This is a genomic window from Kocuria tytonis (assembly GCF_003226895.2).
Classification (GTDB): Bacteria; Actinomycetota; Actinomycetes; order Actinomycetales; family Micrococcaceae; genus Kocuria; species Kocuria tytonis.
This window is the reverse complement of record NZ_PNJG02000001.1, coordinates 116,573-138,910: the sequence shown is the minus strand read 5'-3', so window position 1 is coordinate 138,910 and position 22,338 is coordinate 116,573. Positions and strand designations below refer to the sequence as shown.

Sequence of the window (22,338 nt, the reverse complement as noted above, 5' to 3'; positions counted from 1 at the left end):
TGCGGTAATGGGAAATGCTGCGGGTGCTGCGGATGTCCACGCCGGACGCCGGTTCACCGCGCGGAGGGACGCCGAGCCCCGGGCGGCGTCAGGTGCGGGACCGCGTGCGGCCCCCGGGCGACGATACACATCTTACTGACGGCCCCGACACGATATATTGTCGTGCGGCCGGCCGGGCCCCGTGCTCGGCCACCTCGCCGCGGCACCACGGCCGCGATCCTGTCCGACCACCACCGTCCGAGGTACCCCCGCATGAGCATCCGTCCCATCGTGATCACCGGTCATCCCGTGCTGCACCGCCCCGCCGCCCGGGTCACGGAGTTCGACGACGCCCTGCGCGAGCTGGTCGCGGACATGCACGAGACCATGGACGCCTCCCACGGGGTGGGCCTCGCGGCACCGCAGGTCGGGGTGGGTCTGCGGATCTTCACGTACCACTACGAGAACGAGGACGGTGTGGCCCCGCGGGGAACACTCGTGAACCCGGTGCTGACCACGGGGAAGATCTCCGAGGTGGCACCGGACCCGGACGAAGAGGCCGAGGGCTGCCTCTCGGTGCCGGCCCAGGCCTGGCCGCTCAAACGGGCGGACTGGGTGCGCATCGCCGGGCAGGACGAGAACGGCGATCCCGTGGCCTTCGAGGCCAACGGGTGGTTCGCCCGCGTGATGCAGCACGAGTACGACCACCTGGACGGCAAGCTCTACGTGGACCGGCTCAACCCCAAGTGGACCAGGAAGGCCCGCAAGGCCATCACCAGGGAGCACTGGGGCACGGACTCCTCGTGGCTGCCCGGCGTGGACGAGGACCCGTTCGGGCACTGACCCGCGTCCCGGCGGCCGTGACGCCGGTGTTCACCGCGGCAGGAGCACCGTCAGGACACCGGCCGCGCGCTTCGTGGGGTTCCGCAGTTCCACGGTCCAGTGCGCCGCCAGGGCATCCTGCACCTGCTCCACCGTGTGCAGCTCGCCCCCACCGCCCCGGTGCTCGCACAGCGCCCGCGCCACCAGGCCACGGGTGTGCTTCGCGTGGTGGGACACCACCGCGCGGGAGCCGTCCGGTTTCTGCTGCTCCACGCGCACCGTCACGGTGCGCGCGGCGGGCGGTTTCCACGCGGCCGCGTAGGCCGCGGACCGGCAGTCCACCACGACCTGCTCCGCCGCCAGCTCGTCCAGGACGGGTGTGAGCCGCGGCCGCCACCACGTGCTGAGCCGCCCCGTCCCGGGCAGTGCCGCTCCCATGGCCAGCCGGTAGGCGGGAATCCGGTCGGTGGGACGCACCGCGCCCCACAGCGCGGAGACCACGAGCAGCGATTCGTCCGCCGCCGTCCGCGCGGGACCGGCCAGCGATCCCGCGTCCAGCGCGTCGTAGAGCACCCCGGTGTAGACCTCCAGTGCCGGGGCGGCTGGTGCGCTGCGCAGGACGCGGTTGCGGGCGACGTCGGCCGCGAGGGACGGCCCCACGCCCAGTAGCTGCAGTGCGTCGTCGCGGGCGCTCACGGCGGCCAGCTCCGTCATGAGCTGCGCACGCGAGGCTGTCAGCGCGGGCAGGCCCAGCGCAGCCAGGTCCAGGGGGTCCCCCGAGGCGGGCGCGGTCTTCGATTCGGAGGGCGGCAGCAGAATGAGCACCCCACGAGTGTAGGTGGACAGGTGGGCCTGTGAGCCGGGAACTGGCTCAAACCTCCCTGACCTGCGGCGATACTGTCTCGGGGGGCCTACGGGGGGTCAGGCGTTCCGGAGGGCCCGGACGTTGCCGCCCATCACCGGCGCCACGATCTCGTCACCCTGCGCGGCCATGACCGCATCCTCCGAGGGCCAGAGATGCGCGTAGGTCTGCAGGGTCTCGGTGGCGTCCTTGTGGCCCAGACGGTGCGCGACGGCCACCGGGGACAGCCCGGCGCCGATCAGCTTCGAGGCGTGGTAGTGGCGCAGCTGGTGCCAGCCCGCGCCCGCAAGCGGGGCCTTCGCCCGGGCAGTCCGCCAGGCGCGGGACATGGTGGAGCGCATCACCGGCTGCCCGGTCGCCGAACGGAACACCACCCCGTCCGGGCCCTCCCCGAACATCTTGCGGTGCTCGGCGAGCATGGCGTGGACCATCGGCCCGATCGTGACCTTTCGCCGGGACGACTCGGTCTTGGTGGGCCCCCACACGGGGTGGCCGGCATCGAGCTCCACGATCTGGCGGTCCACCACCAGGTGGGTGTCGTGGACCCGGTCCCAGGTGAGGGCGCGGGCCTCTCCCCCGCGCAGCCCGGTCGCGGCGATCAGCCACACCATGGCTTCGAGGTGGGCGGGCACGGCGGCGGCGATCTGCGCGACCGTCTCGTCGGCCAGCGGCACCACTTTGTCCGCGGACTCGCGGGGGAGCCGGATCTTCACGCACGGGGTGCGCGGGATCAGCTCGCGGGCCACGGCGTAGTGGAACACGCTGGACATGTACCCGTAGGCCAGGCGCACCGTTGATGGGGCATAGTCCAGTGCCCACGATGCGACGGCCGCCTGGACGTCGGCGTGGGAGATCAGAGTGACGGGCCGCGCTCCGAGCGAGGGGTAGACGGTCTTCTCGAGCCGGATGCGGGCGGCGTCGCGGGACGAGTCGCGCAGGTGAATCTGCGCGTCGAGCCACTGGCCGGCGACGTCCTGGAAGGTCTCCCGGCCGGTGCCGCGTCGGTACACGCCGCGGTGTTGCTCGGCCTTCACCTCGGTGCAGAACGCGTCCGCGAGCTCCCGGTACGCGAACGACCGTCGCCGCTTGGCGCCGTCGCCGTTGATGTACTCGACCTGCCAGCGCAGCCCCTTGCCGTACCGGTCGGTGCGTTTCTTCCGCCCGGTCTCGCTGTTGATCGCGTGCCAGCGGTCGATCACGTGTGCCATTACGCCGCGTTCTCCTTCTCGAGGTCCTGCAGTCGGGCGGTGAGGATCCAGCCGGTCACGTCCAGCTCGAGTGCCCAGGCGCCCATGTCGTCGGTCATCTGCGCGCACCGCCGGAGGTCGCCCTCGCTGATGAGCCAGCGGGCCGCCTCCCGGTCGGCGCGTTGCTCACGCCTGGCGTACAGGGCCCGGTCATTGGTGGGTTCATCCCCGTGGACGGCGTGAGAGAGCTCGTGCGCGAGGACGCACCGCTCGACCCGCTGCGCCATGTCCGGCAGGAGCCAGATCGTGCCGTGTTCGTAGAGGCCCATGGTCCCGAGGGAGGGGGTGTACCGCACGCTCAGCCCGAGCTGTTCGGCGTGTTCCCACGGGTCATACATCAGAGGTAGTCCTCCTCGCTGACGTCCGGCTGTCCGTGCTCTTTCGCGGCGAGCCGGTAGTCCTGCTGCGTGGTGGCCCGGTCAGCGGATCGGACGGTGCGCTCGGCCGCTGAGACGATGGACACCGGGTCCACCTGCAGCGCTTCGCAGATGACCTTCAGGTAGTGGACGGTTAGGGGCCGGGACTCTTGCCAGACCATCTTGCTCAGCGAGCTCTGCGGTATGTCGCTCTCCTCGGCGAGTCGACGTTGGGACCACTTCCGGCGGGCGGCGTAGGCGCGTAGCTCCGCGTTCACGGCGCGAGCGAAGGTGTTCGGGGGCGGTGCCGCGGAGGAGTTGCTTCCTTTTGTCATGGCCTGAGCGTACCTATGGTCAGACCGTTCTGTCACGCTCCGAACTACTCCGTGCGGACTTATTCGTATTCTGATGTTGCATGTTGAGTCTAACTATGGTCATAATGGGGGACATCGGAAGGAGCCCTCGAATGGACACCATCACCATGAGCGAGTTGTACACCCAGGCGCAGACCGCCGGGACGACAGCCGCCACAGCACTCAAGGAGCGCATCACCATGGACAAGGACCTCAGCGTCAAGATCGTCGCGGACATGACCTCGCAGTCCCCCGCCGTGATCGGCCGACTCGTCCGCGCCGGATACTTCCCCGGCGCCTACAAGGCCGGCATGGGTGAGGGCAACGCCAAGTGGGTCATCCCCTACTCCGCGGTCCAGGCCTATCGGGAGCGCATGCAGGCCAAGACCGGTCTTTCGGTCAGCGGGAAGTGACCCCAGTTATGGTCACGCAGCCGCAGCTGGACGGGCTCCCCCCGGCCCCGTCCTCGAAGCGCGAGCAGTACGCAGACCGGTGCATGGACGCGATCAAGCACCTCACGCAGACGCGGGGGGCATTCACCGCAGACGAGGTCCGCGAGGCCGTCGGAGACCCGCCGGACCGGTACATCACCGGCCGTGTGTTCCGGCAGGCCAGGCACGCCGGCCTCATTCGCCCATCGAATACATACGTCCTCTCCCAGACCTTCGGCCGCCGTCGGGCGCCCGTCATGGTCTGGTACGCGAACAGGAGCACCCCATGACCCTCGTCCAGTTCATCGACGCCCCGATCTTCTGGCACCTGCTGACCCTAACTGTGCTCACCACAGCACTGACCGTGACCTACCTGTCCGAAACCCACGAGAAGGAGACCAAAAAGTGACCACCCTCAAATGGCAGGATCCCCCGCTTTCGAAGGCCGGCAAGGGCCGGGCTGCGAGCCGTGAACGCGACGCTGTCGTCGCGCAGCTCAAGGAGTGCCCCGGCCGCTGGGCGTTGGTCCAGGAGCAGTGCAGGAACAGCGGTGCGGGCACCTCATGGAGGCAACGCGGATGCAATGCGACCGCGGTCCGCCGGGACGACGGCAAGGGCTACGACGTGTACGCCCAGTGGCCGGAAGTGGATCCCGCCGAGGTGGACCCGTACGTCGCACGGCGTCGCGCCAAGGGTGTACCCCGTGACGGGCGCCCGGCCAGCAACGGTCTGCGGAGCGTCTCGTGAGCGCCCCGCGCCCCATGCCCGCCACCCAGATGGAGGACTTCCGGGCCGCGCTCGCCCGCGTCCTCGCGGTGACCGATGACGACGGGATGGTCGAGCTGTGCCGCGTCCGGGACGGCGCCACCCACCAGGAGACCGCCGAGGCACTCACCACGATCAAGGAGAACCGATGACCACCGTTCACCAGGCGCTCGCGGCCGTCATGGCCGAGGTGCGTGAAGTCCGCAAGGGCGAACGCAACAAGCAGCAGGGCTTCAACTTCCGCGGCATCGACGCCGTCGTGAACGCGGTCGGTCCGGCGCTGCGCAAGCACGGCGTCGTCATCGCCCCCACGAAGACCGAGCACCACATCGCGTCGAAGAACACGGCCAAGGGCACACCCATGAACTTCGTGACCGTGACCGTGGACTACACGGTGTTCGGCCCGGAGGGTGACCACTTCACCGGTCAGGTGTCCGCGGAGTCCTTCGACGCGGGAGACAAGGGCACTGCGAAGGCCATGTCGGTGGCGTACCGGACGTTCCTGCTGCAGGCACTGTGCCTGCCCACGGACGACCCGGACCCCGACCTCGATACCTACCAGGAGCAGCGGCCCGCACAGAGCCAGCCGAGGCAGGAGGGTCCGAACTGGGCCGAGCATTACCAGGCCGCCTTGGCCAAAGGCCCCGAGAACTTCGCGGCCTTCCTGCAGTGGGCGAAGAAGCAAGGCGGCCCCGCCGAGATGATCCAGGCCGGCGAACAGCAGCTGGCGAAGCACAAGGGCGGCCAGGCCGTCGAAGGAGAGGTACTGACCGATGCGAACTGAGGACAAGATCGCCGCGCTGACCGTGCTGAGCAAGCGGGTCGCGGAGGAGCTCAAGACCGCCAAGGCGGCCTGGGAGATGGATGCTCGCCCGAAGCAGCGGGACACGGGGATGATTGGTGACCGGGTGCTCGGCACCGTGGGGCTCACCGCTGGCCGGGAGACGATCAAGGTCACCGACAAGGCCGCACTGCTCGAATGGGCGAAGGCGAACCGCCCGGACCTGCTGTCGTACGACCCGCACGTCGCCGAGGACGACGTGAAGCGCCTGATCCGCGAGGTCGAGACCACCGGGGACCTACCGGAGGGCATGGACCTGGTGACTGGCTCGCCGTTCGCATCGGTGCGGCTGGAGAAGGACGCGGCCCGGGTGATCGAGGACGCCGTGGCCGCTGGCGCGATCAGCTGGTCCGACGTCCTGGCGGTGGAGGCATGAGCGCCCAGCAGAAGATGAACGATGTCCTGCTCGAGTGGGACGGCACCACCCGCACGTACCGCCGTGAGGTCGAGGAAGCGGGCCGGGCGAAGGCCGAGTACGAGAGGGACCGGGCGCGGTTCATCGTGAAGGCGCGGGCGGGCAACGACCGCATGTCCCAGGCGCAGGCCGAGACCGAGGCCGCCGCAGATGATGACGTGTACGCGTCCCGCCTGGCGATGCTCGCCGCTGAGGCCAAGGCGGAGTCCACCCGGCAGCGCCTGTACCTGATGCGGGCGAAGTCCGACGCGCTGCGAACGGAACGGGTGGATGAGCGCGAGTCGAACCGGTTGTACGCCGACCACCCGGCAGGTTCGTGATGGCCGGGTTCACGATGGCCACCCGCCGGCTGATCCTCGAACGCGACGGCGCGACGTGCGTGCTGTGCGGCAAGCCCTACCGCCCAGCGTTCGACTCGATCCACCACCGGCAGGCCCGCGGGATGGGCGGGTCCAAGGACCCGGCCACGAACGGCGCCGCGAACGGGATCGTGCTGTGCGGCTCCGGGACCACCGGCCACCACGGCTGGGTGGAGTCCCACCGGGCAGAGGCGCTCGCGCTCGGGCTGCTCGTGTCCCGGCACGGGCGGCAACGCCCGGACGAGGTGCCCGTGTCCTTCGATGGCGGCCGCACCTGGATCTACCTCGCGGACGACGGGTCCCGACTGACCACGGAAAGGAAAGCATCATGACCAGCCCCCTTGAAGCCTGGGAGCGCGCCAGAACATTCAAGCAGCTGCAGGCGACCCTGCAGGGCGAGACGACGGTCCTGGCGGCCGCGCTACGTCGGACGACCATGGGCACGCCCGCGAGCCGGGCACAGGCCCGCACAGCGGCCACCCGCCTGGATCGCACCGCCTATGAACTCGCGGAGGCCGCGTCGGCGTTGGCCGCGGGCATCCGCCACGACCTGAACGCGATGGAAGGAACCACCGAATGACGAACCGAGCAGTGACCGTGTACACGAAACCGGCGTGCCCCTCGTGTGACATGACGAAGCGCCGCCTGCGGAAGAACGGCGTCGAGTTCACGGAGGTGGACGTCACCGAGGACCCCACCGCCCTGGACTTCATCACCCGCGAGCTGCACTACCAGGCCGCCCCCGTCGTCTACGTCTCGGACGGGGACACTGCCGAACACTGGTCCGGGTACCGCCCCGACCTGATCACCACCCACATCACCAGCAAGTAGGAGGCCACGCATGGCACACGTCAGCTTCAAGGGCAACATCGGCAAGGTCCGGGACATCGCGTTCAACTCGGATGGGCAGGCCCGCTTCGGGTTCTCCGTCGCAGAGGGGCACGGGAAGTTCGACAAGCAGACCCAGCAGTGGGTCGACACCGGCACCACCTGGTACGCGGTGACCGTGTTCGGCCGTCAGGCGGAGGCGCTCGCGGAGGTGATCCGCGAGGGCGCCAAGCAGCGCGTGGCCGTGGCCGGGAAGCAGTCCACGCGGGAGTACGAGACCAACGGCGAGACCCGGACGTCACTCGACGTCATCGCCGACTTCGTGGGGCTGATCCCCCGCGCCCAGCCGGACGGGCAGCAGGGCGCGCCCGGGCAGTACCAGCAGCGCCCGCCCCAGGGGCGTCAGCAGCAGCCGTGGGGACAGCAGCCCGCCGGTGGCCAGCAGCAGTCCTACGACTGGGGCGTCCCGAGCGACGACGAGCCCCCGTTCTGATCCACACCCGCCTCTCCCCCGGCCCGTGTGACCCTAGTTGTGGTCACGCGGGCCCCGTCCCCCAGGAGGACCCCGTGCAACCGCACATCAGCAGCCACCCGCTCCCGAAGTCCACCCCGCGTGAAGGCGCCCGGTCCGGCGGGTTCTACACGTACCGCGGCTCGAAGCCGTTCCCCCAGCCCAACGAGAAGCCCAAGGAGACACGATGAGCGTTCAGGCAACCACGTGGGTGTGGGAACACTCCCAGGCGGAGGGGTCCACACGGCTCGTGCTGCTGGCAATTGCCGACGCCGCGAACCGTGAGGGCGCCCGCTCGTTCCAGTCAGCCGAGACGCTGGCCAGCATGTGCAAGATGTCCTCGCGCACGGTGCGCCGGCAGATCAAGATCCTGCAGGACTTGGGCGAGATCGAGGTGGAGGGTCGGGCCGGTTCGCATGGCACGAACTCGTACCGGATCGTGGGAGTCCCGAGCGGTCATCCGATAGGACATAGCAATGTCCTAGGACAATCTGTCAGGGGTGACACCGGTGGTCAGTCGATAGGACATCTGGGGCACGCCGATAGGACATCTGGGGTCGCCAGTTCGGACACAGCTATGTCCACCAACCCCATACCCCATGGTGACCCCAGTACTACCCCAGGGAGCGCGCCTGTCGGCGCCGCGCCCGCGGAAGAGGTTGAGCCGGTCCAGGATCAGCACCCGGCGCACCTGATCGCGCAGCGGGCCTACGACGCCACGCACGGGGCGCTGAAGTTCATGGCCGTCCGCTCCGTGGCGCAGTGGGCGATCGACAAGCGCGGCGAGACCCCGGGCCGCGTGGAGCAGGGCATCGCGGAGATCCATCACCGCGGGAAGCCCGTCACCCGGGCTGTGCTGGACCAGTGGTTCGACGGGGCGTTGGACCGCAAGCAGCCCTGGCAGATGGACAACAACGAGCGGATGGCCGCCGCGTACCGGCAGGGCACCCGACAGACCGAGCAGGACCGGCACCTCGCGCTCGCGGCGCAGGGCTGGGCCGGAGAGGACGAGCAGTGAACGTCACGGAGACCGCGCAGTTCCACGCCATGGCGATGGCCATCGACGGGCGCATCAAGCCCCTGGACGACCAGGGGGTGATGGCCTCGGCGTGGCAGGCCGTACTCGAGGACGTGCCGTTCCGGGAGGCCCGGTACATCTTGAAGGCCCTGTACGCGCAGCCGCAGATGCTGGTGCTGCAGCCGGGGCACGCGGCGAAGGTGTGGGAGGAGCTCAAGGCGGAGCGGGAGCAGACGGTCCGGTCCCTGCTGTCCCTGGACTCGTACCTGCGGGCGATGGAGGGCCAGGAGCTGGAGGAGATCTTGGGCCGGAAGCGGGCGCAGCGTGAGAAGCTGCTGGCGTCGTTGCCGCCGCATGCTCGGGCGGAGTACGAGTCGCAGCCGCGGGCGGTGACGGCGTACCGGTCGCGGGTCGCGGAGTACGGCCGGAAGGTGGCCGGCGGGGCGGTGCAGCCGTGGGATGAGGATCCTGAGATGGATCCGCGGTTCGCTCGGGTGCGGGAGGCGTTGGAGGACCCGGGGTTCGGGGCCCTGGGGAAGTAGTCCCCCAATGTGACCATAGTTAGATTCATTAGTGCTATATTGGACTCACTGGGGCGGCAAGCCCCGAGCACGACAAGGAGACCCCATGGAACCCACCACCCCCACCTTCCTCACGGTCGAGGAGCTCGCCGCGAGGTACCGCGTGACGGAGACGACCGTGCATAACTGGCGCAAGCGCGGCACTGCTCCCCCGTCGTTCCGCGCTGGCCGGCAGATCCGCTTCCCCCTCGAGGGCGTGCTCGCGTGGGAGCGAGAGAACCGTGAGCCCGCCACCGGAGGGGCGGACGAATGAGCACGGCCACCAGCACCGCGTTGGAGCAGCTGGAAGCGGAGCTCGCCCAGGCGCGAGAGGTCCACGAGCAGCTGGCGGACTTCGCCGGCCCCGGTGGCACCACGGTGCAGCCGTGGGTGATCGCCCTGGCCGAGCAGCGGGTGACGGAGATGGAGCTGCGCATGGAGCACGCACGGAACCCGCAGGACCACCAGGCCCCGCCTCCCGCGCCCCGGCCGCGACGGGATCCCGAGGCGGCCGCCCGGGTCCGTGAGTGGAACCGCCGCCGGCGCCTCGAACGGGCACGGGCCACGGTCACCCGCCTCGCGCCCGAGTTCGAGACCCCGGAGCCGCCGCTCGACCACGGCGAGCTGTCTATCCCCGGCCGCGCCGGGGCCGCCTTCACTGATGCCGCCCTGGACCGGTGGCGCACCTACCAGGCCGCGCAGGCCACCATCCGGCACCTGACCGGACTCAGCGAGAAGGAGAACGCATCATGAAGCAGATAAAGGCCAGTGAGGTCAAGCCCGGCATGACAATCCGGTGGGAAGTCAAGGGCCTCACGCACGAGTGCACGGTCAGCAAGACAACCTTCCTGTCCACGGATGCGCTGTACTTGCGTTCCTCAGAGGGCGGGGATGGATACATCCCCAGCGACTCCCTGGTCACGGTCCTGGCCGAGCCGCCGGTGGAGGAACCCACCGCGTTCGGGGCGCGGGTCGTGGCGGACGGACATGAGTTTCTGCTCAGCCATGGGGGGCGACGATCTTGGAAGGCCAGGCTTGATGGGAAAAGGTACGCCTGGACCGATCTATGTGACATGGGTTCGGTGGTTGTGATCGACGCAACCCCGTCCTGGACGGTCCCCGAGCAGGTTACCGAGACCCCCGTGGTGCCGGAACGAATCGAGGAATGGCCCGAGGACGACACCCACCTGCGCGAGCAACGGTGGCGGGACCGCAAAGGTGCCGTCTGGTCATCTCGTGACGGGCAATGGGGATACCACTCCTTCACCATGGGATGGATGGGACTGGTGGGAAACCGGTACCCGTTCGACGGCCCGTGGGATCGTGTCCCGTGACCCCCTGGATCCGCATCCGCAAGAACCCCCGGACCACGTGCGCCTGGGATGTGTTCATGTTCCAGCAGGGCACCGGCTGGCAGCTCGTCGCCGCGCACTGGTCCTGGCACAGGGCCATGGAAACGGCCCGCAGGGCGATCTGGAACCACCGGGGGCGCTACCACCCGGAACCGCCCTGCTAGGCCCGGAGCGGGCAACCTCACGCCATTCTGACCACAGTTAGAGTCACCCCAGGAGTTCCCATGAGAACCGAGATCCGATCCACCACCACCCCCGCCGGCACGGCGCTCACGACCATCGAGGACGGCGAGGCCACAAAGATCCTCATGACCGGCCCGGACGGCCGCGGCCACGTGCTCGGCACCGTCGTCTACGACGGCGCCACCACCCTGATCCACTTCCAGGACCACGGGTGCGAGCTGACCGCCGAGGTGCTGCGCGCCGCGGCGACCCTGCTCGACGGGCGGTGCGCGACCGCGCTGCTCGACGTCGAGGACCTGTTCGGGGGCGCCCGGTGACCCGCAGCCGGGCCACGGCGAAGGCCGCCGGGAACAGTTGCGAATGGGAGATCGCCGGCGGTGGCTGCGAATGTTGGGTAAACCCGAACCCCTGGACCTACTACGGGATCCCCGAACCTGGAGACTGCATCGAGTACAACCCCGATTGCCCCGAGCACGGAGAGACCCGGGAGGGAACAGCATGACCCGCAGCAGGGCAAGCGCGAAGGCCGCCGGGGCCTCATTCGAACGGCTGGTGGCGGACTACCTGGCCGCCACCCTGGACGACCGGATCGAGCGTCGCAGGCTAGGAGGTTCCAAAGATCGCGGCGACATTGGCGGTGTCCGCGACCGGGACGGGAACCGCGTGGTCCTGGAGTGCAAGGACTACGGCGGGCGCCTGCAACCCCCGCAGTGGATCCGGGAAGCCCACACCGAACGCGACAACGACGGCGCCGCTGTGGGTGTGGTCGTGGCGAAGCGCCGCGGCACCACCGCCCCGGGTGCCCAGTACGTGCTGATGACCGTTGACGACCTCGTGACGCTGCTCGGCGGCACAACCCCCAAGGAGACATCATGACCGACTACCAACCTCAGCGCGGGGAGCGCGCCGTGCTCTACGGGTCCGCCGTGAACAGCATCGAGGTGCTCGTGGCCGACTACCGGTGCAAGTTCGCCCCGGTGGGCCGGTTCAACACGAGGATGCTGGGCTTGGGGTGGAACCCGGTGCTGGCACACGGGCAGGGGGACGTGCGCCCGCTCGACGCGGACACCCGCGAGTGGTCGTGGGACACGCTGATGGAGGCGAAGCGCCGCCACGAGGCCGGGGAGCCCCTGGCGCCCCTCGCCACCCACCGGCTCGTGAAGAACACGGGCAACACGGGGATGCACCTGGAACCCATCGAGGAGGAGGCGTCATGCTCGCCGCTGTTCTGATCTACGCCGCCACGGGTGCCGTCGTGTGCCTGACCATGTCAGGCATGGTGGCCCTGCTGGTGGGCTGGTCCCTGTGGACGGACTGGCGGGACGGGGTGAGGGCATGACGATCCTCCCGCCGCCCCCGCCACGGCCTAAGCCCGAGCGACCCAGCCCACACGAATGCCAAGCCCCGGACTGCGGCACCCGGCTATCCGAGGTCTACGGAGAGAGCACCCTATGGGAATGCCCCACCTGCGGACGCTGGTGGAAGGTTCGCCACGTGGCAAGCATCGTTCGCCCTGAGTGGGACTGGTGGCCGGTGCGCTGGTACGACATCCCGGCCCGCCGTCGGATCGCCGCCCACGAGACCGAGAAGATGCACTACCGCTGCCCCAATATCTTGGGCGACCTGCACTGGTGGGACTGCCACCCCAACCCGAAACGAGGACAACCATGACCAAGACCCTGTACGACACCATCCACGACGTGCCCGAGAACGAGCGGCCCGCAGCGAAAGAAGCTGACCGGCTGGCGGCAAAGGCCACGCTGGCCATGCGCCTCGACCCCGCAGCTTTACACGCGGCATCCCAGGCCATGGAGGTCCACCAGCGCCGCACGGGCTGGCGTTACCTCCCCTCCGGCCATTACCGGCACCGCACCCGGAAGGACACCACCCCATGACCCTCGCCACCCTCCTAGCCCATGTGGCGGCCCGGTGGGCTGTCACCCAAGCACCCGCCCACGGGTGGGTACCAGACGAAAGCGAGACCGAAGAATGAGCAAGCACGAGCCGAAGACGTACCGCAAGAAGCCCGTGGCGGTGGAGGCCATGCGGATGCCCTTCCCGTACCCGGAGGGCGTGGACCCCTCCAGCGACGGCTACGCCCGAGCCGAAAAGGCCGATGTCATCTACAGCTGGGTGGAGTCCAACACGGCGGGGAGCTTCGAGCCCCTGTCCCGTATCGAGGGCCGGGAACCGTGGCCGGAATCCGGGGTGACCATCGACCCGCGAGACGGGCGCATGGTGATCGCCACCCTGGAAGGCGGCCACTGGGTGAATCCCGGGGACTACGTGATCCGCGGCGTCGCGGGCAAGTTCTACCCGTGCAAGCCCCATGTTTTTGCGGAGTCTTACGAGGAGGTATCTAGGTGAAAACCTGCCCTAAATGCCAGGAAGAAAAACCGCTTACGGCGTTCTACATACAGAAATCAGGGCGTCGTGCGGGGCAACCAACATCATGGTGCAAGACGTGTTCCGCGGCTAAGTCCAAGGCATACTACGCCTCGAACACTGACAAGGCGAAGGCCGCGCACCGAGCGTGGGTTGAGAGCAATCGGGACCGCATACGCAAACATAAGGTCAAGGCAGCCTATGGTCTCGAGGGCCACGAATACGACGCACTCCCGAAGGTTTGCGTGATTTGCGGCAGCCAAGAGAATCTGTGCGTTGACCATTCTCACCGCACGGGGCGAGTGCGTGGAATGCTCTGTGCCCCATGCAATAAGGGTCTCGGTCATTTCCGTGACGATCCTACTTTGCTACTGCGAGCATCGGATTACTTATTCGGTGTCGCCAAGCCGGACATCTTCCACCAGACCTGCGAGGAGATCACGGGGTGCCCCAGCGACACCCCGAACCCCTACGAGCAGGAGGAAGCATGACCCGCCCGAAGTACCGAGTCCACGTGTGGAAGGACCGATGGAAGTTCGGGGACCAGGAGTGGCTCATGGGCGTGTGGGCAGACGGTGAGCCCGTCGTGTTCCGCCCCAACGCCCCCATAGGCTTCCCGACGCACGCCGAAGCCCTGGCCGCGGGCCTGGCCTGGGCGAACGAGCTCAACGCCCGAGAGCAGGAGGAAGCATGAGCACCAACGAAAGCGAGACTGAGATGACTGAGACACCCGAGTGGGACACCGTCGGCAACGGTTGCGAATGCTGGGTGAACCCGAACCCCTGGACCTACTACGGCATCCCCGAACCCGGAGACTGCACCGAGTACAACCCCGACTGCCCCGAGCACGGGGAGGCCACGGCATGACTGAGCGCACCTACACCCGTGAGGACATGGCCCGCGCCTGGGACGAGGGCCACGAGGACGGCGCAGCATGGGCACGCCTCAACGCCGTGCTCGACGGTGAAGTGCCCAGCATCGACAACCCCTACCGCGAGCAGGGGGAATCATGAGCACCAACGAAAGCGAGACCAAGATGACCGAGACCGCACACCAGCACTGCGCAACCTGTGACTGGTTGAGCCGCGAAGCCGAACACGCAGCCCACAAGTTCGGGCGGAGCGCGTGGATTTCTGAGGCAGGGTCCAGGGCAAACCCTCGGGAGCACTGGGCTCACTACGAGCAGGAGGAAGCATGAGCACCGAACCCACCTTCACCCTCGAAGCTGAACTGCCAGCACCCATGCCCGCCTCGAACCTACGGACGTTCCTGGACGCCGCAGAGAAGGCCATGGACGGAGTGACCATAGAGGCCCGCCTGTCATCGGAACGGACGGACCAGCCGAGCGTGATCCTGACGGCCCGGGGTAACGCCAAGACTCGGCCGCATACCGCGTACCGAACCAGGGAGGGCGCATGAGCAGGTTCATGGAGCTCGCGGGTGGGGCGACGTTCATCGTCTCGATCCTCTCCCTGTGGCTGTACCCGGGCCACGACCTCGACAAGCACTACGCGTGGCTCGCATCCGCTGTCGGCGGCGCCGTGATCTACGCGATCGGTCGCCACACGAAGGAGGGGGCATCGTGAACATCACCACTGCTCTCCGGCGACCACTGATCAATGTGCCCCGCTACATGGCCCAGGGGGACACCTGGGGAATGCGGTGGCAGTGTGGCCCCCTCCTGACCCACACGGAGGTGCTGAACGTCATCTGGCATGAGGTGTACGGCACACAGGTCTGCAACTGGGTGTGCGTGTGGGATTTGGGCCCACACGGCAACAGGCAGCCCCGCCCGGTGCTGTTCTGGTCCGCGGTAACCTACACGCCGCCCCCGCGCCCCATCCCAACGAAGCCCCGCTACGAGCAGGAGGAAGCATGACCACCAACGAACCCATGACCCGCGAGCAGTTCGACGCGATCCGAGAGCGAGTGGACGCGACCACGGAGGGCCCCTGGACGCGGTGGGCCGGGCTGGACGACCGGGACAACAGTGTGGCAAGCGACGGACGTGAGGACGCCCCCACCGTAGCCGATGTCATCCCTGAGAAGGACGACGCAGCGTTCATCGCCCACGCCCGCGAGGACGTGCCCGCGCTGCTCGCCGAGGTGGAGCGGCGGGGGGCACGGCTCACCGTGGACGACGACATGGTGGAGCGCGCCAAGCGTGCGTTCGGAGCCGCGACCGCGCAGGTCTCGTCCATCCCCCTCGGCATGAGCGAGGCCATGTTCATCGACAGCGTGGGGCTGCAACACCAGCACGCGATCCGCGCCGCCCTGAACGCCGCACTCGGAATCGGGGAGGACGCGTGAAGACCATCAGCAGCATCCTCGCCCTGCTGGCCCTCGCGTGCCTCGTCCTCGCGATCTGGTCGGCCGAGCACAACATCAGGTGGGCGATCACCGCCGGGCTCGCGCTCATCGTGTCCGCCGGGCTGTGGGGCACCCACCTCAGCCGGGTGGAGCAGACCAAGAACGCCGAGACCCGACTCGGGGGGACCACCCCATGACCCTCCTCGCCGAGACCGTCCACCAGCTCACCCGCACCCACAAGGTCCGCATCCCCGGCACCGAGCACCCCGCGCAGTACGCGGACGCCCTCCCCCTCCTCGAGCAGCTGCGCATGCTGATCCGTGGCACCGGGCACGGCGGGCAGGAGATCGGCGGCGCCGGCGGCGGGTCCAAGCCCCCGATCAACCTCCGGGCCCTGGACCTGTGGACCGAGATCACCACCACCGTGAACCAAGGTTGGCCGGGCGCCGGCCGCCCCGTCACCCAGTCCGTGCCCGTCGGGTTCAAGCTGCGCGCCTGGGCCGAGCACGACCCGGAGAACGTGCGCCTCACGGACCAGTGCCTCGCGTGGGCGGAGCAGATCACCCGCGCCATCCACCCCGTGAAGCGCATCGACATCATGGGCACCTGCCCGTCGTGCCAGTGCACCCACGTGATGAACACCGACCCCGAGACCGGGGAGCACACGTACAACCACGCGCTGACCGCGTACACCGAACCGGCGCACGTGGCCTGCGGGGTGTGCGGCACCACATGGGAGGGCCAGGCCATCCACCACCTGCGGGGACTGGTGCGCGGGCCCGCCGAAACAGCCAGCGCCGAGTGACCCTAACTGGGGTCAATCCTGGTAGGATGGGACACGAAGGCGCTACAACGCGCCCGAAAACAGTCCTCCTGGACTGAGGTGTGGGTGAGCGCGGGGGACGCTCACCCACACTGCATGGCCCCCCCGGGGCCGCGGTAGGGAGTTGGATCCCAGGCACCTGAGGTGTCGCCCCAGGTTCGAGTCCTGGCTGCCGCACTGGTGGTGTTCACCCCTCCGTGTCTCTCAGGGGCAAGGACGCCCACGACGCCCCGCCACGTGGCCGAGGCGCACCTGCACCACCACCCACCTACCCCTCGCGTCAAGGCCGCCGGGCCAGCCCATCCAGCACCCGGACCCATGGACCCCCACGACCGGGACTCCTACACCAAAACCCGATGAGGGGCACCCAGCGCGAGGGCCACACCACGAGGGGGACGACATGCCGGCGCAAGGCTCACGGTCCAGCACCCTCCGCAAGACCCGGGCGGTACGCGACGCCGTCAACGACTACCGGGAGAAGTGCAAACGGGACCAGCCCCCGTGCTGGCTGTGCGGGCAGGCCATCGACTACGAGACCACGGACCCGTACTCCCCCGACTCCCTGCAGGTCGACCACATGTTCCCGGTGTCCACGCACCCGGACTTCGCCGCCGACCAGGAGAACATGCGCCCCTCCCACGCGGGCTGCAACCTCTCCCGCGGGAACAGCATGACCCTCCCCGAGCTGGGCACGACGTCCTGCGACTGGGAGGCACTGGCCACCACCTGACCCACCACCACATCAGGAGCGCACACCATGACCACAGGACACCAGGGCAACGGCATGCTGCACCACGACGAGGGCCACGACGAGGCGCACTCCAACCCGAGCGCGGACCTCGCCACCAACTGGGCCAAGTTCAAGGACGAACTCAAGGCCACCCTCGACCAGGCCAACGCCAACCTCGCCGCGTCCCTCGGGCAAGCAGCCGCGGACATGAACCGCGAGCGCACCGAACAGGCCGAGGCACACGAGGACAAGACCAAGCACACGACCGAGGGAACACCGGGCATCGTCGGGCACCTGCCCGTGGTCATCGCCATGCGAGCCTTCGACACCCACGAGGACCTCGGCACGATCCAGGTGCCCATCAGCACCCACACCCCGCGACCGGTAGGGGCGATCCCCTTCGGGACCGAGACCACGCACGCCGACGTGCGCCGCGCCGTCACCGAGCACCTCGGACTCAACCCCCGGGGCTGACACAAGCCCTAACACAACCCCTGGTACAAACCGTTTGTACCACCGGGGGGTGGCACAAATGTTGAGCACCGAACGGGCCCTCGCGTGGCCGCCGGTAGTCATCCTTCACTCACTGAGGGGTAGTACCCATCGCGCACGAGCAGCCCCAGGACGGAGGACCGCCCCATGAACGAGCTCATCAGCATCACGGGCGGCGCGCAGGCGGGCACGGTCCTGCATGCGACCCTCACGGATGCGGTGGAGGCGTCGATCAAGGCCATGGACTGGCTGACGGACGCGGATGACGCGGCGATCACGCTGGCGCGCACGTACGCGGCCCGGATCGACCTGGCCCTGGCCACGGGTGAGGGGCAGGAGGTCACGAAGGCCCTGTACCTGGGCCCGCACATGCTGAACACACTGCGCGCCCTGGGTGGCGCCCCGGATGCCCGCGGGCAACTGGACACCGGCAAGCCCGCGTCCGCGGCGGCGTCGGCGTTGGACAAGTACCGGCAGCGGGCCAAGTCGTCCAAGGGCGCGTGATGCTCGCGGACCTCAAGGGTCACACGTTGCCGCGGATCGAGACGGCGCCGCTGCGCGAGCTGACCCCGCAGACCACCCTGGGTTTCGACTGCCTGGAGTTCGCACACGACCTGTTCGGGTGGCGTGGCCGGCCGTGGCAGGAGCACTTCTTGAAGCGGGCGCTGGAGTTGCGGCCGGACGGTCGGCTCCGGTTCCGTGTGGTGCTGCTGCTGGTGGCCCGCCAGAACGGCAAGTCCGCGGTGATGATCGTCCTCGCCCTGTACTTCATGCTCGTGCTGAAGGAGGGTGAGCCGGTCCTGTCGACCGCGCAGAACCTGGACACCTCGCAGGAGACCTGGAACCAGGGCCTGGAGCTGCTCGAGTCCGTGGAGTCGGACCCGCCGCTGGTCGCGAAGACGTGGCTGGGTGCCGGGCGGAACGCCATGAAGCTGGACAACGGGTCCCGCTGGGCGGTGGCCGCGGCGAACCGTGGCGGCGGGCGAGGCAAGTCTTCCCCGCTGGTGCTCATGGACGAGCTGCGCGAGCACCTGTCCTGGGACTCGTGGAACGCGATCTCGAACACGACGCTCGCGCAGGAGGACGCGCTGGTGCTCGGGGTGTCGAACGCCGGGGATTCCCGGTCCGTGGTCCTGCGGGACCTGCGGCGCCGCGCCGTCGAGTCCCTGGACGACCCGGACACGCAGACCCTGATCTGCGAGTGGTCCGCGGCGGAGGACGATGACACGGGCAACCCCCTGAACTGGGCGAAGGCGAACCCGTCGCTCGGGTACGGGCTGAGCTTGGACGCGCTGCGCGTGGCGTACGAGACGTCCACGGAGGTCGCGTGGCGCACGGAGAACCTGTGCCAGTGGGTGAACGCCTTGGAGGGCGGGCCGTGGAAGGAGGGTGTGTGGGAGTCCGGGGAGAACCCTGCGTCCTGCATCGCCCCTGACTCGGAGATCGTGCTGGCGGTGGACACGTCCATTGACCGGGCCATGTCCTACGTGACGGCGGTGGGCTCGAACGCTTCGGGCCGCACCCACGTGGAGGTCATCGCGATGCGCGAGGGCGACGCGTGGGTGGTGCCGTGGGTGAACGCCCGCTGGGACGCGATCGGCGCATCGAAGGTCGTGATCCAGGGCAAGGGCGCCCCGGCCACGGGCCTGATCGAGTTGTTCGAGGAGCGCGGCATTCCGGTGTACCGGTGCCAGGGCTCGGATGTGACCGCCTCGGCCATGGAGTTCTTCTCCGCGGTCCGTGACGGGCTCGTGGAGCACCTGCCGCAGCCGGTGCTGGACATCGCGGCGAAGGCTGCGCAGACCCGCCTCACTGGTGACGGGCTGTTCATGTTCGACCGGCGGAAGTCGCCGGTGGACATCGCCCCGCTGGTGGCGGTGTCGATGGCGTGGTTCGTGTTCGCGCACTCGATGGAAGTTTCTGAGACGGAGTCCTCGGCGTACGAGTCGCACGGACTGATGGTGTTCTGACCTGGAAGGGGGTGCACATGGGAGTGGTTGATGCCCTGTCCGGGGCCTTCGGTGGTCTCGGTGACCGGATCGAGTCCGTGCGGATGAGCATGGCCCCGTCCGTGGAGGTCTCCCCCGGGTCGACCTTGTCGGGCCGTGAGACGCGTGCGCTGATCGAGAAGCTCTCCCGGTTCACCCCTGCGGACCTGCACCGCACGCAGCCGAACCTGCGGGCTGTGGTGGACTTCCGGGCCCGCAACGTCGCCCAGCTGGGGCTGCACGTGTTCCGCCCGGTCGAGCAGGGCCGGGAGCGGGACCGCACGTCGGCGGCCGCCCGGGTGCTCGCGAACCCGAACCCGGCGCAGACCGGTTACCAGCTCATGTACAGCCTGGTCGCGGACATGGACCTCTACGACGAGGCGTTCTGGGTGGTGCTCAACGCCCCCGGTATCCTCTCGATCCGCCCGCTCCCGGTGGCCGACGTCGTGGAGCGTCACGGCTCCGAGTGGAACGGCACCCTGTCCGTGGACGTGCTCCTGGACGGGAAGACGGTGCGGATCCCCGCGGAGAACCTGATCCACTTCCGGGGGTACTCCCCCGCCTACGGGCACAAGGGCTCCTCCCCGATCGAGGCGCTGCGGGACACGCTCACCGAGCAGGTCGCCGCGCAGGCGTACCGGCTGTCCGTGTGGCGCAACGGCGGCCTGATCTCCTCGTACATCTCCCGACCCTCGGGCGCTCCCGGCTGGTCGAAGGAAGCCCTGGCCCGGTTCAAGCAGGACATGCGCGAGTTCCGCTCCGGCGGCGTGCAGTCCGGTGGCATGCCGCTGCTCGAGGACGGCATGAAGATCGAGGCCGGCGCGCTGAACTCGAAGGAGCAGCAGTACGTCGAGGCCGCGCAGCTGTCCCTGGCCACGGTGGCCCGCACCTACCACGTGAACCCGGCGATGCTGGGTGAGACCGGTGGCGTGACGTACGCGAACATGCGCGAGTTCCGGAAGTCCCTCTACGGGGAGACCCTCGGGCCGCTGCTGCGGATGGTCGAGGACCACCTGAACACGCGCCTGCTCCCGATGCTTGGCGTCGAGGACGGTTCGTACTTCGAGTTCAACGTCAAGGAGAAGCTCCGCGGCTCGTTCGAGGAGGAAGCGGACGTGCTGTCCACAGCCACGGGCTCGGGGGCATGGATGACGGTGAACGAGGCCCGTGCCACCCAGAACCTCCAGCCGGTGCCCAACGGGGACCAGGTGCTGCAGCCGCTGAACATGGCCGCGCTCGGGGCCACGGACACCCCGGACGGAGATCCTGCGGGCGGCAAGGCCGCGACCGTGGAGGCGAAGTCCGCGCTCGTGTCGGTCAAGGCCGAACCCGAGGAGACCCAGCCCGCACGAATCCAGGACCTCATCGAGTCGCACAGCCGCCGGCAGCAGGCCGCCGTCACCGCGGCCCTGAACTCCAAGGCCGACACGCCCTGGTGGGACGGGGACCGTTGGGACCGCGAGCTCTCCGCGGACCTGTTGACCTTGTCCAAGGTCGTGACCGCGCAGATCGGGGCGAAGACCGCCGCGCAGCTCGGCTACGAAGGCGACTACGACCTGCAGGCCACGGTCGCGTTCCTCACCGCCGTCGCCGAGACACGGGCGCACATGCTCAACGAGGGCACCCGACAGGCCCTGGAAGCCGTGGTCGAGGGCACGGCGCCGGAGGGCAAGACCCCCGAGGACGTGTTCACCGAGCTCCGCGAGTCCCGCGGTGCCATGTGGGGCGCGTCCATCGCGGCCGCGCTCGCCGGGTTCGCCGCGGTCGAAGCAGGACGGCAGGTGCACCGCTCGGGCCGGGACACCACCAAGACCTGGGTCGTCCGGTCCAAGAACCCCCGGCACACCCACGCGGCCATGAACGGGCAGACGGTCGGCATCAACGAGAAGTTCAGCAACGGTTCCGACTGGCCCGGGGACTCGAAGTCTCTCCCCGTGTCCGAGGTGGCCAACTGCCAGTGTTCCGTCGAGATCACAACGGAGGATCCATCATGACCGACATCGAGACCCGCTCCCGCGGTATCGCAGTGAAGTCCCGCAACGACGAGGACGGCACGTTCGAAGCGGTCGTCTCCGCGTTCGGCAACATCGACTCCTACGGGGACGTCATGGTCAAGGGAGCGTTCGAGCGCACCTTGGCCGAGTGGCGCGAGAACGGCGGGGAGATCCCGTTCCTGTGGTCCCACGCCTCGAACGACCCCATGTCCTACGTGGCCGGGATTCACGAGGCGAAAGAGACCGACGAGGGGCTGCTCGTGCGCGGCCAGTTCGACCTGGACACGGACCAGTCCCGGCAGGCGTACAAGCTGCTCAAGTCCGGACGGGTCCGCGAGTTCTCCTTCGGGTTCATCGTCCGTGACGCCGAGGACGGCGAGAAGAACGGCGAGCACGTCCGCTACGTCAAGGACGTGGACCTCCTGGAGGCCTCCATGACGATCCTCGGCGCGAACCCCGCGACCCGCCTGGTGGCCATCAAGTCCACCCCCACGATTCCCGACCCCGCGCTCACCGTCGACGCCATCGCGTCCGCGGTCGAGGACGCAGTGGGCCGGGCGCTCGCGAAGCACGCGAGCACCGAAACTCACGAAGATACAGCCGCCGCTAGTCGGGCTGGGTCCGAGGATGAGGGCGCTTCCGGCGTCAAGTCCGACGACTCCCAGTACGCAGCCGCCGCGATCGGTCTCAGTGAGTACCTGACCGACGACTCCACGAACTGAAAGGACAGACCA

The 22,338-nt window shown here is 68.7% G+C and carries 46 protein-coding genes; 42 read left to right on the top strand and 4 right to left on the bottom strand.

The features are described 5' to 3' along the window. Positions 1–252 precede the first annotated feature (252 nt). Positions 253–822, top strand: coding sequence for a peptide deformylase (def, locus tag C1C97_RS00735; RefSeq protein WP_110919147.1), 570 nt, complete (start codon positions 253–255; stop codon positions 820–822). A 30-nt stretch (positions 823–852) separates the two neighbouring features. Here the strand turns inward: def and C1C97_RS00730 are convergent, their stop codons facing one another. The 4 genes from C1C97_RS00730 to C1C97_RS00715 all read right to left on the bottom strand — a co-directional run bounded on the left by C1C97_RS00730 (position 853) and on the right by C1C97_RS00715 (position 3,601). After that, the gene (locus C1C97_RS00730) at positions 853–1,626 is read right to left on the bottom strand and encodes a YaaA family protein (protein WP_121029641.1); all 774 of its coding nucleotides are present in this window, start codon (positions 1,624–1,626) and stop codon (positions 853–855) included. 96 nt (positions 1,627–1,722) lie between these two features. Next, positions 1,723–2,871 carry a tyrosine-type recombinase/integrase gene (locus tag C1C97_RS00725; protein ID WP_121029639.1) on the bottom strand — a complete coding sequence of 383 codons (1,149 nt, stop codon included), beginning with the start codon at positions 2,869–2,871 and terminating at the stop codon, positions 1,723–1,725. Next, on the bottom strand, positions 2,871–3,248 hold the full coding sequence (locus tag C1C97_RS00720) for an ImmA/IrrE family metallo-endopeptidase (protein ID WP_121029637.1): 378 nt from the start codon (positions 3,246–3,248) through the stop codon (positions 2,871–2,873). Before C1C97_RS00720 ends, C1C97_RS00725 begins: the two co-directional genes overlap by 1 nt. After that, positions 3,248–3,601 (bottom strand): helix-turn-helix domain-containing protein, encoded by a 354-nt coding sequence (locus C1C97_RS00715; protein ID WP_121029635.1) that lies wholly within the window; start codon positions 3,599–3,601, stop codon positions 3,248–3,250. The genes C1C97_RS00720 and C1C97_RS00715 overlap by 1 nt, the downstream gene beginning before the upstream one ends. 131 nt (positions 3,602–3,732) lie before the next feature. Here C1C97_RS00715 and C1C97_RS00710 point away from each other — a divergent pair, with 131 nt between their 5' ends. The 41 genes from C1C97_RS00710 to C1C97_RS00545 all read left to right on the top strand — a co-directional run bounded on the left by C1C97_RS00710 (position 3,733) and on the right by C1C97_RS00545 (position 22,326). Continuing rightward, on the top strand, positions 3,733–4,032 hold the full coding sequence (locus C1C97_RS00710) for a MerR family transcriptional regulator (RefSeq protein WP_121029634.1): 300 nt from the start codon (positions 3,733–3,735) through the stop codon (positions 4,030–4,032). Positions 4,033–4,336: 304 nt separating this feature from the next. Further along, positions 4,337–4,459, top strand: coding sequence for a hypothetical protein (locus C1C97_RS12665; protein ID WP_267897577.1), 123 nt, complete (start codon positions 4,337–4,339; stop codon positions 4,457–4,459). Further along, positions 4,456–4,797: a hypothetical protein gene (locus C1C97_RS00700; RefSeq protein WP_121029630.1), complete on the top strand. Its 342-nt coding sequence runs from the start codon at positions 4,456–4,458 to the stop codon at positions 4,795–4,797. Before C1C97_RS12665 ends, C1C97_RS00700 begins: the two co-directional genes overlap by 4 nt. Next, complete coding sequence (locus tag C1C97_RS12290; RefSeq protein ID WP_158591116.1) at positions 4,794–4,967, top strand: hypothetical protein; 174 nt, start codon at positions 4,794–4,796, stop codon at positions 4,965–4,967. The genes C1C97_RS00700 and C1C97_RS12290 overlap by 4 nt, the downstream gene beginning before the upstream one ends. After that, entirely contained in the window at positions 4,964–5,599 is a 636-nt protein-coding gene (locus tag C1C97_RS00695) for an ERF family protein (RefSeq protein ID WP_121029628.1), read from the top strand. The genes C1C97_RS12290 and C1C97_RS00695 overlap by 4 nt, the downstream gene beginning before the upstream one ends. Continuing rightward, complete coding sequence (locus tag C1C97_RS00690; protein ID WP_121029626.1) at positions 5,589–6,032, top strand: hypothetical protein; 444 nt, start codon at positions 5,589–5,591, stop codon at positions 6,030–6,032. Before C1C97_RS00695 ends, C1C97_RS00690 begins: the two co-directional genes overlap by 11 nt. After that, a complete protein-coding gene (locus tag C1C97_RS00685; protein ID WP_121029624.1) occupies positions 6,029–6,391 on the top strand; it encodes a hypothetical protein in 363 nt (120 codons plus the stop codon). Before C1C97_RS00690 ends, C1C97_RS00685 begins: the two co-directional genes overlap by 4 nt. Beyond that, positions 6,391–6,762: an HNH endonuclease gene (locus C1C97_RS00680; RefSeq protein WP_121029622.1), complete on the top strand. Its 372-nt coding sequence runs from the start codon at positions 6,391–6,393 to the stop codon at positions 6,760–6,762. Before C1C97_RS00685 ends, C1C97_RS00680 begins: the two co-directional genes overlap by 1 nt. Further along, positions 6,759–7,010, top strand: coding sequence for a hypothetical protein (locus C1C97_RS00675; RefSeq protein WP_121029620.1), 252 nt, complete (start codon positions 6,759–6,761; stop codon positions 7,008–7,010). Before C1C97_RS00680 ends, C1C97_RS00675 begins: the two co-directional genes overlap by 4 nt. Further along, positions 7,007–7,261 carry a glutaredoxin family protein gene (locus C1C97_RS00670; RefSeq protein WP_121029618.1) on the top strand — a complete coding sequence of 85 codons (255 nt, stop codon included), beginning with the start codon at positions 7,007–7,009 and terminating at the stop codon, positions 7,259–7,261. The genes C1C97_RS00675 and C1C97_RS00670 overlap by 4 nt, the downstream gene beginning before the upstream one ends. A gap of 10 nt (positions 7,262–7,271) precedes the next feature. Beyond that, entirely contained in the window at positions 7,272–7,751 is a 480-nt protein-coding gene (locus C1C97_RS00665; protein ID WP_121029616.1) for a single-stranded DNA-binding protein, read from the top strand. A 74-nt stretch (positions 7,752–7,825) separates the two neighbouring features. Then, positions 7,826–7,960, top strand: a complete 135-nt coding sequence (locus C1C97_RS12660) for a hypothetical protein (RefSeq protein ID WP_267897576.1) — start codon at positions 7,826–7,828, stop codon at positions 7,958–7,960. Continuing rightward, entirely contained in the window at positions 7,957–8,787 is an 831-nt protein-coding gene (locus C1C97_RS00660; RefSeq protein ID WP_121029614.1) for a helix-turn-helix domain-containing protein, read from the top strand. Before C1C97_RS12660 ends, C1C97_RS00660 begins: the two co-directional genes overlap by 4 nt. Continuing rightward, positions 8,784–9,329 (top strand): hypothetical protein, encoded by a 546-nt coding sequence (locus C1C97_RS00655; RefSeq protein WP_121029612.1) that lies wholly within the window; start codon positions 8,784–8,786, stop codon positions 9,327–9,329. The genes C1C97_RS00660 and C1C97_RS00655 overlap by 4 nt, the downstream gene beginning before the upstream one ends. An 85-nt stretch (positions 9,330–9,414) precedes the next feature. Continuing rightward, positions 9,415–9,621, top strand: a complete 207-nt coding sequence (locus C1C97_RS00650) for a helix-turn-helix transcriptional regulator (protein ID WP_121029610.1) — start codon at positions 9,415–9,417, stop codon at positions 9,619–9,621. Next, positions 9,618–10,100, top strand: coding sequence for a hypothetical protein (locus C1C97_RS00645; protein WP_121029608.1), 483 nt, complete (start codon positions 9,618–9,620; stop codon positions 10,098–10,100). The genes C1C97_RS00650 and C1C97_RS00645 overlap by 4 nt, the downstream gene beginning before the upstream one ends. Beyond that, positions 10,097–10,681, top strand: a complete 585-nt coding sequence (locus C1C97_RS00640) for a hypothetical protein (RefSeq protein WP_121029605.1) — start codon at positions 10,097–10,099, stop codon at positions 10,679–10,681. Before C1C97_RS00645 ends, C1C97_RS00640 begins: the two co-directional genes overlap by 4 nt. After that, the gene (locus tag C1C97_RS00635) at positions 10,678–10,863 is read left to right on the top strand and encodes a hypothetical protein (protein ID WP_121029603.1); all 186 of its coding nucleotides are present in this window, start codon (positions 10,678–10,680) and stop codon (positions 10,861–10,863) included. Before C1C97_RS00640 ends, C1C97_RS00635 begins: the two co-directional genes overlap by 4 nt. A gap of 60 nt (positions 10,864–10,923) precedes the next feature. Beyond that, entirely contained in the window at positions 10,924–11,199 is a 276-nt protein-coding gene (locus tag C1C97_RS00630) for a hypothetical protein (RefSeq protein WP_121029601.1), read from the top strand. A 181-nt stretch (positions 11,200–11,380) separates the two neighbouring features. Continuing rightward, positions 11,381–11,758, top strand: coding sequence for a restriction endonuclease (locus C1C97_RS00625; RefSeq protein ID WP_121029599.1), 378 nt, complete (start codon positions 11,381–11,383; stop codon positions 11,756–11,758). Continuing rightward, positions 11,755–12,114, top strand: a complete 360-nt coding sequence (locus tag C1C97_RS00620) for a hypothetical protein (protein WP_121029597.1) — start codon at positions 11,755–11,757, stop codon at positions 12,112–12,114. Before C1C97_RS00625 ends, C1C97_RS00620 begins: the two co-directional genes overlap by 4 nt. Then, complete coding sequence (locus C1C97_RS12655; protein ID WP_267897575.1) at positions 12,096–12,221, top strand: hypothetical protein; 126 nt, start codon at positions 12,096–12,098, stop codon at positions 12,219–12,221. Before C1C97_RS00620 ends, C1C97_RS12655 begins: the two co-directional genes overlap by 19 nt. A gap of 155 nt (positions 12,222–12,376) precedes the next feature. Continuing rightward, the gene (locus C1C97_RS12285) at positions 12,377–12,553 is read left to right on the top strand and encodes a hypothetical protein (protein WP_158591115.1); all 177 of its coding nucleotides are present in this window, start codon (positions 12,377–12,379) and stop codon (positions 12,551–12,553) included. Then, positions 12,550–12,777 carry a hypothetical protein gene (locus C1C97_RS00615; protein WP_121029596.1) on the top strand — a complete coding sequence of 76 codons (228 nt, stop codon included), beginning with the start codon at positions 12,550–12,552 and terminating at the stop codon, positions 12,775–12,777. The genes C1C97_RS12285 and C1C97_RS00615 overlap by 4 nt, the downstream gene beginning before the upstream one ends. A 94-nt stretch (positions 12,778–12,871) precedes the next feature. Next, positions 12,872–13,249 (top strand): hypothetical protein, encoded by a 378-nt coding sequence (locus C1C97_RS00610; RefSeq protein ID WP_121029594.1) that lies wholly within the window; start codon positions 12,872–12,874, stop codon positions 13,247–13,249. Further along, positions 13,246–13,758, top strand: a complete 513-nt coding sequence (locus tag C1C97_RS12740; RefSeq protein ID WP_121029592.1) for an endonuclease VII domain-containing protein — start codon at positions 13,246–13,248, stop codon at positions 13,756–13,758. Before C1C97_RS00610 ends, C1C97_RS12740 begins: the two co-directional genes overlap by 4 nt. After that, entirely contained in the window at positions 13,755–13,961 is a 207-nt protein-coding gene (locus tag C1C97_RS00600; protein ID WP_121029590.1) for a hypothetical protein, read from the top strand. The genes C1C97_RS12740 and C1C97_RS00600 overlap by 4 nt, the downstream gene beginning before the upstream one ends. Next, complete coding sequence (locus C1C97_RS12280) at positions 13,958–14,134, top strand: hypothetical protein (protein ID WP_158591114.1); 177 nt, start codon at positions 13,958–13,960, stop codon at positions 14,132–14,134. Before C1C97_RS00600 ends, C1C97_RS12280 begins: the two co-directional genes overlap by 4 nt. Continuing rightward, a complete protein-coding gene (locus C1C97_RS12275) occupies positions 14,131–14,280 on the top strand; it encodes a hypothetical protein (protein ID WP_158591113.1) in 150 nt (49 codons plus the stop codon). Before C1C97_RS12280 ends, C1C97_RS12275 begins: the two co-directional genes overlap by 4 nt. Positions 14,281–14,461: 181 nt before the next feature. Further along, the gene (locus tag C1C97_RS00595) at positions 14,462–14,686 is read left to right on the top strand and encodes a hypothetical protein (protein WP_121029588.1); all 225 of its coding nucleotides are present in this window, start codon (positions 14,462–14,464) and stop codon (positions 14,684–14,686) included. After that, positions 14,683–14,853 (top strand): hypothetical protein, encoded by a 171-nt coding sequence (locus tag C1C97_RS12270; protein WP_158591112.1) that lies wholly within the window; start codon positions 14,683–14,685, stop codon positions 14,851–14,853. Before C1C97_RS00595 ends, C1C97_RS12270 begins: the two co-directional genes overlap by 4 nt. Beyond that, positions 14,850–15,146 carry a hypothetical protein gene (locus tag C1C97_RS00590; RefSeq protein ID WP_121029586.1) on the top strand — a complete coding sequence of 99 codons (297 nt, stop codon included), beginning with the start codon at positions 14,850–14,852 and terminating at the stop codon, positions 15,144–15,146. The genes C1C97_RS12270 and C1C97_RS00590 overlap by 4 nt, the downstream gene beginning before the upstream one ends. Continuing rightward, entirely contained in the window at positions 15,143–15,577 is a 435-nt protein-coding gene (locus C1C97_RS00585) for a hypothetical protein (RefSeq protein ID WP_121029584.1), read from the top strand. Before C1C97_RS00590 ends, C1C97_RS00585 begins: the two co-directional genes overlap by 4 nt. Next, positions 15,574–15,774 carry a hypothetical protein gene (locus C1C97_RS00580; protein WP_121029582.1) on the top strand — a complete coding sequence of 67 codons (201 nt, stop codon included), beginning with the start codon at positions 15,574–15,576 and terminating at the stop codon, positions 15,772–15,774. The genes C1C97_RS00585 and C1C97_RS00580 overlap by 4 nt, the downstream gene beginning before the upstream one ends. Next, the gene (locus tag C1C97_RS00575) at positions 15,771–16,382 is read left to right on the top strand and encodes a DUF7341 domain-containing protein (RefSeq protein WP_121029580.1); all 612 of its coding nucleotides are present in this window, start codon (positions 15,771–15,773) and stop codon (positions 16,380–16,382) included. The genes C1C97_RS00580 and C1C97_RS00575 overlap by 4 nt, the downstream gene beginning before the upstream one ends. Before the next feature lie 418 nt (positions 16,383–16,800). After that, on the top strand, positions 16,801–17,130 hold the full coding sequence (locus tag C1C97_RS00570) for an HNH endonuclease (protein WP_121029578.1): 330 nt from the start codon (positions 16,801–16,803) through the stop codon (positions 17,128–17,130). Positions 17,131–17,157: 27 nt separating this feature from the next. Then, the gene (locus C1C97_RS00565) at positions 17,158–17,604 is read left to right on the top strand and encodes a hypothetical protein (protein ID WP_121029576.1); all 447 of its coding nucleotides are present in this window, start codon (positions 17,158–17,160) and stop codon (positions 17,602–17,604) included. Positions 17,605–17,769: 165 nt separating this feature from the next. Then, positions 17,770–18,126: a terminase small subunit gene (locus C1C97_RS00560; protein WP_121029574.1), complete on the top strand. Its 357-nt coding sequence runs from the start codon at positions 17,770–17,772 to the stop codon at positions 18,124–18,126. Continuing rightward, complete coding sequence (locus C1C97_RS00555) at positions 18,123–19,592, top strand: terminase large subunit (RefSeq protein ID WP_147406035.1); 1,470 nt, start codon at positions 18,123–18,125, stop codon at positions 19,590–19,592. The genes C1C97_RS00560 and C1C97_RS00555 overlap by 4 nt, the downstream gene beginning before the upstream one ends. A 17-nt stretch (positions 19,593–19,609) precedes the next feature. Next, positions 19,610–21,604: a phage portal protein gene (locus C1C97_RS00550; RefSeq protein WP_121029570.1), complete on the top strand. Its 1,995-nt coding sequence runs from the start codon at positions 19,610–19,612 to the stop codon at positions 21,602–21,604. Beyond that, positions 21,601–22,326, top strand: a complete 726-nt coding sequence (locus C1C97_RS00545; protein WP_121029568.1) for an HK97 family phage prohead protease — start codon at positions 21,601–21,603, stop codon at positions 22,324–22,326. The genes C1C97_RS00550 and C1C97_RS00545 overlap by 4 nt, the downstream gene beginning before the upstream one ends. Positions 22,327–22,338: the final 12 nt, after the last annotated feature.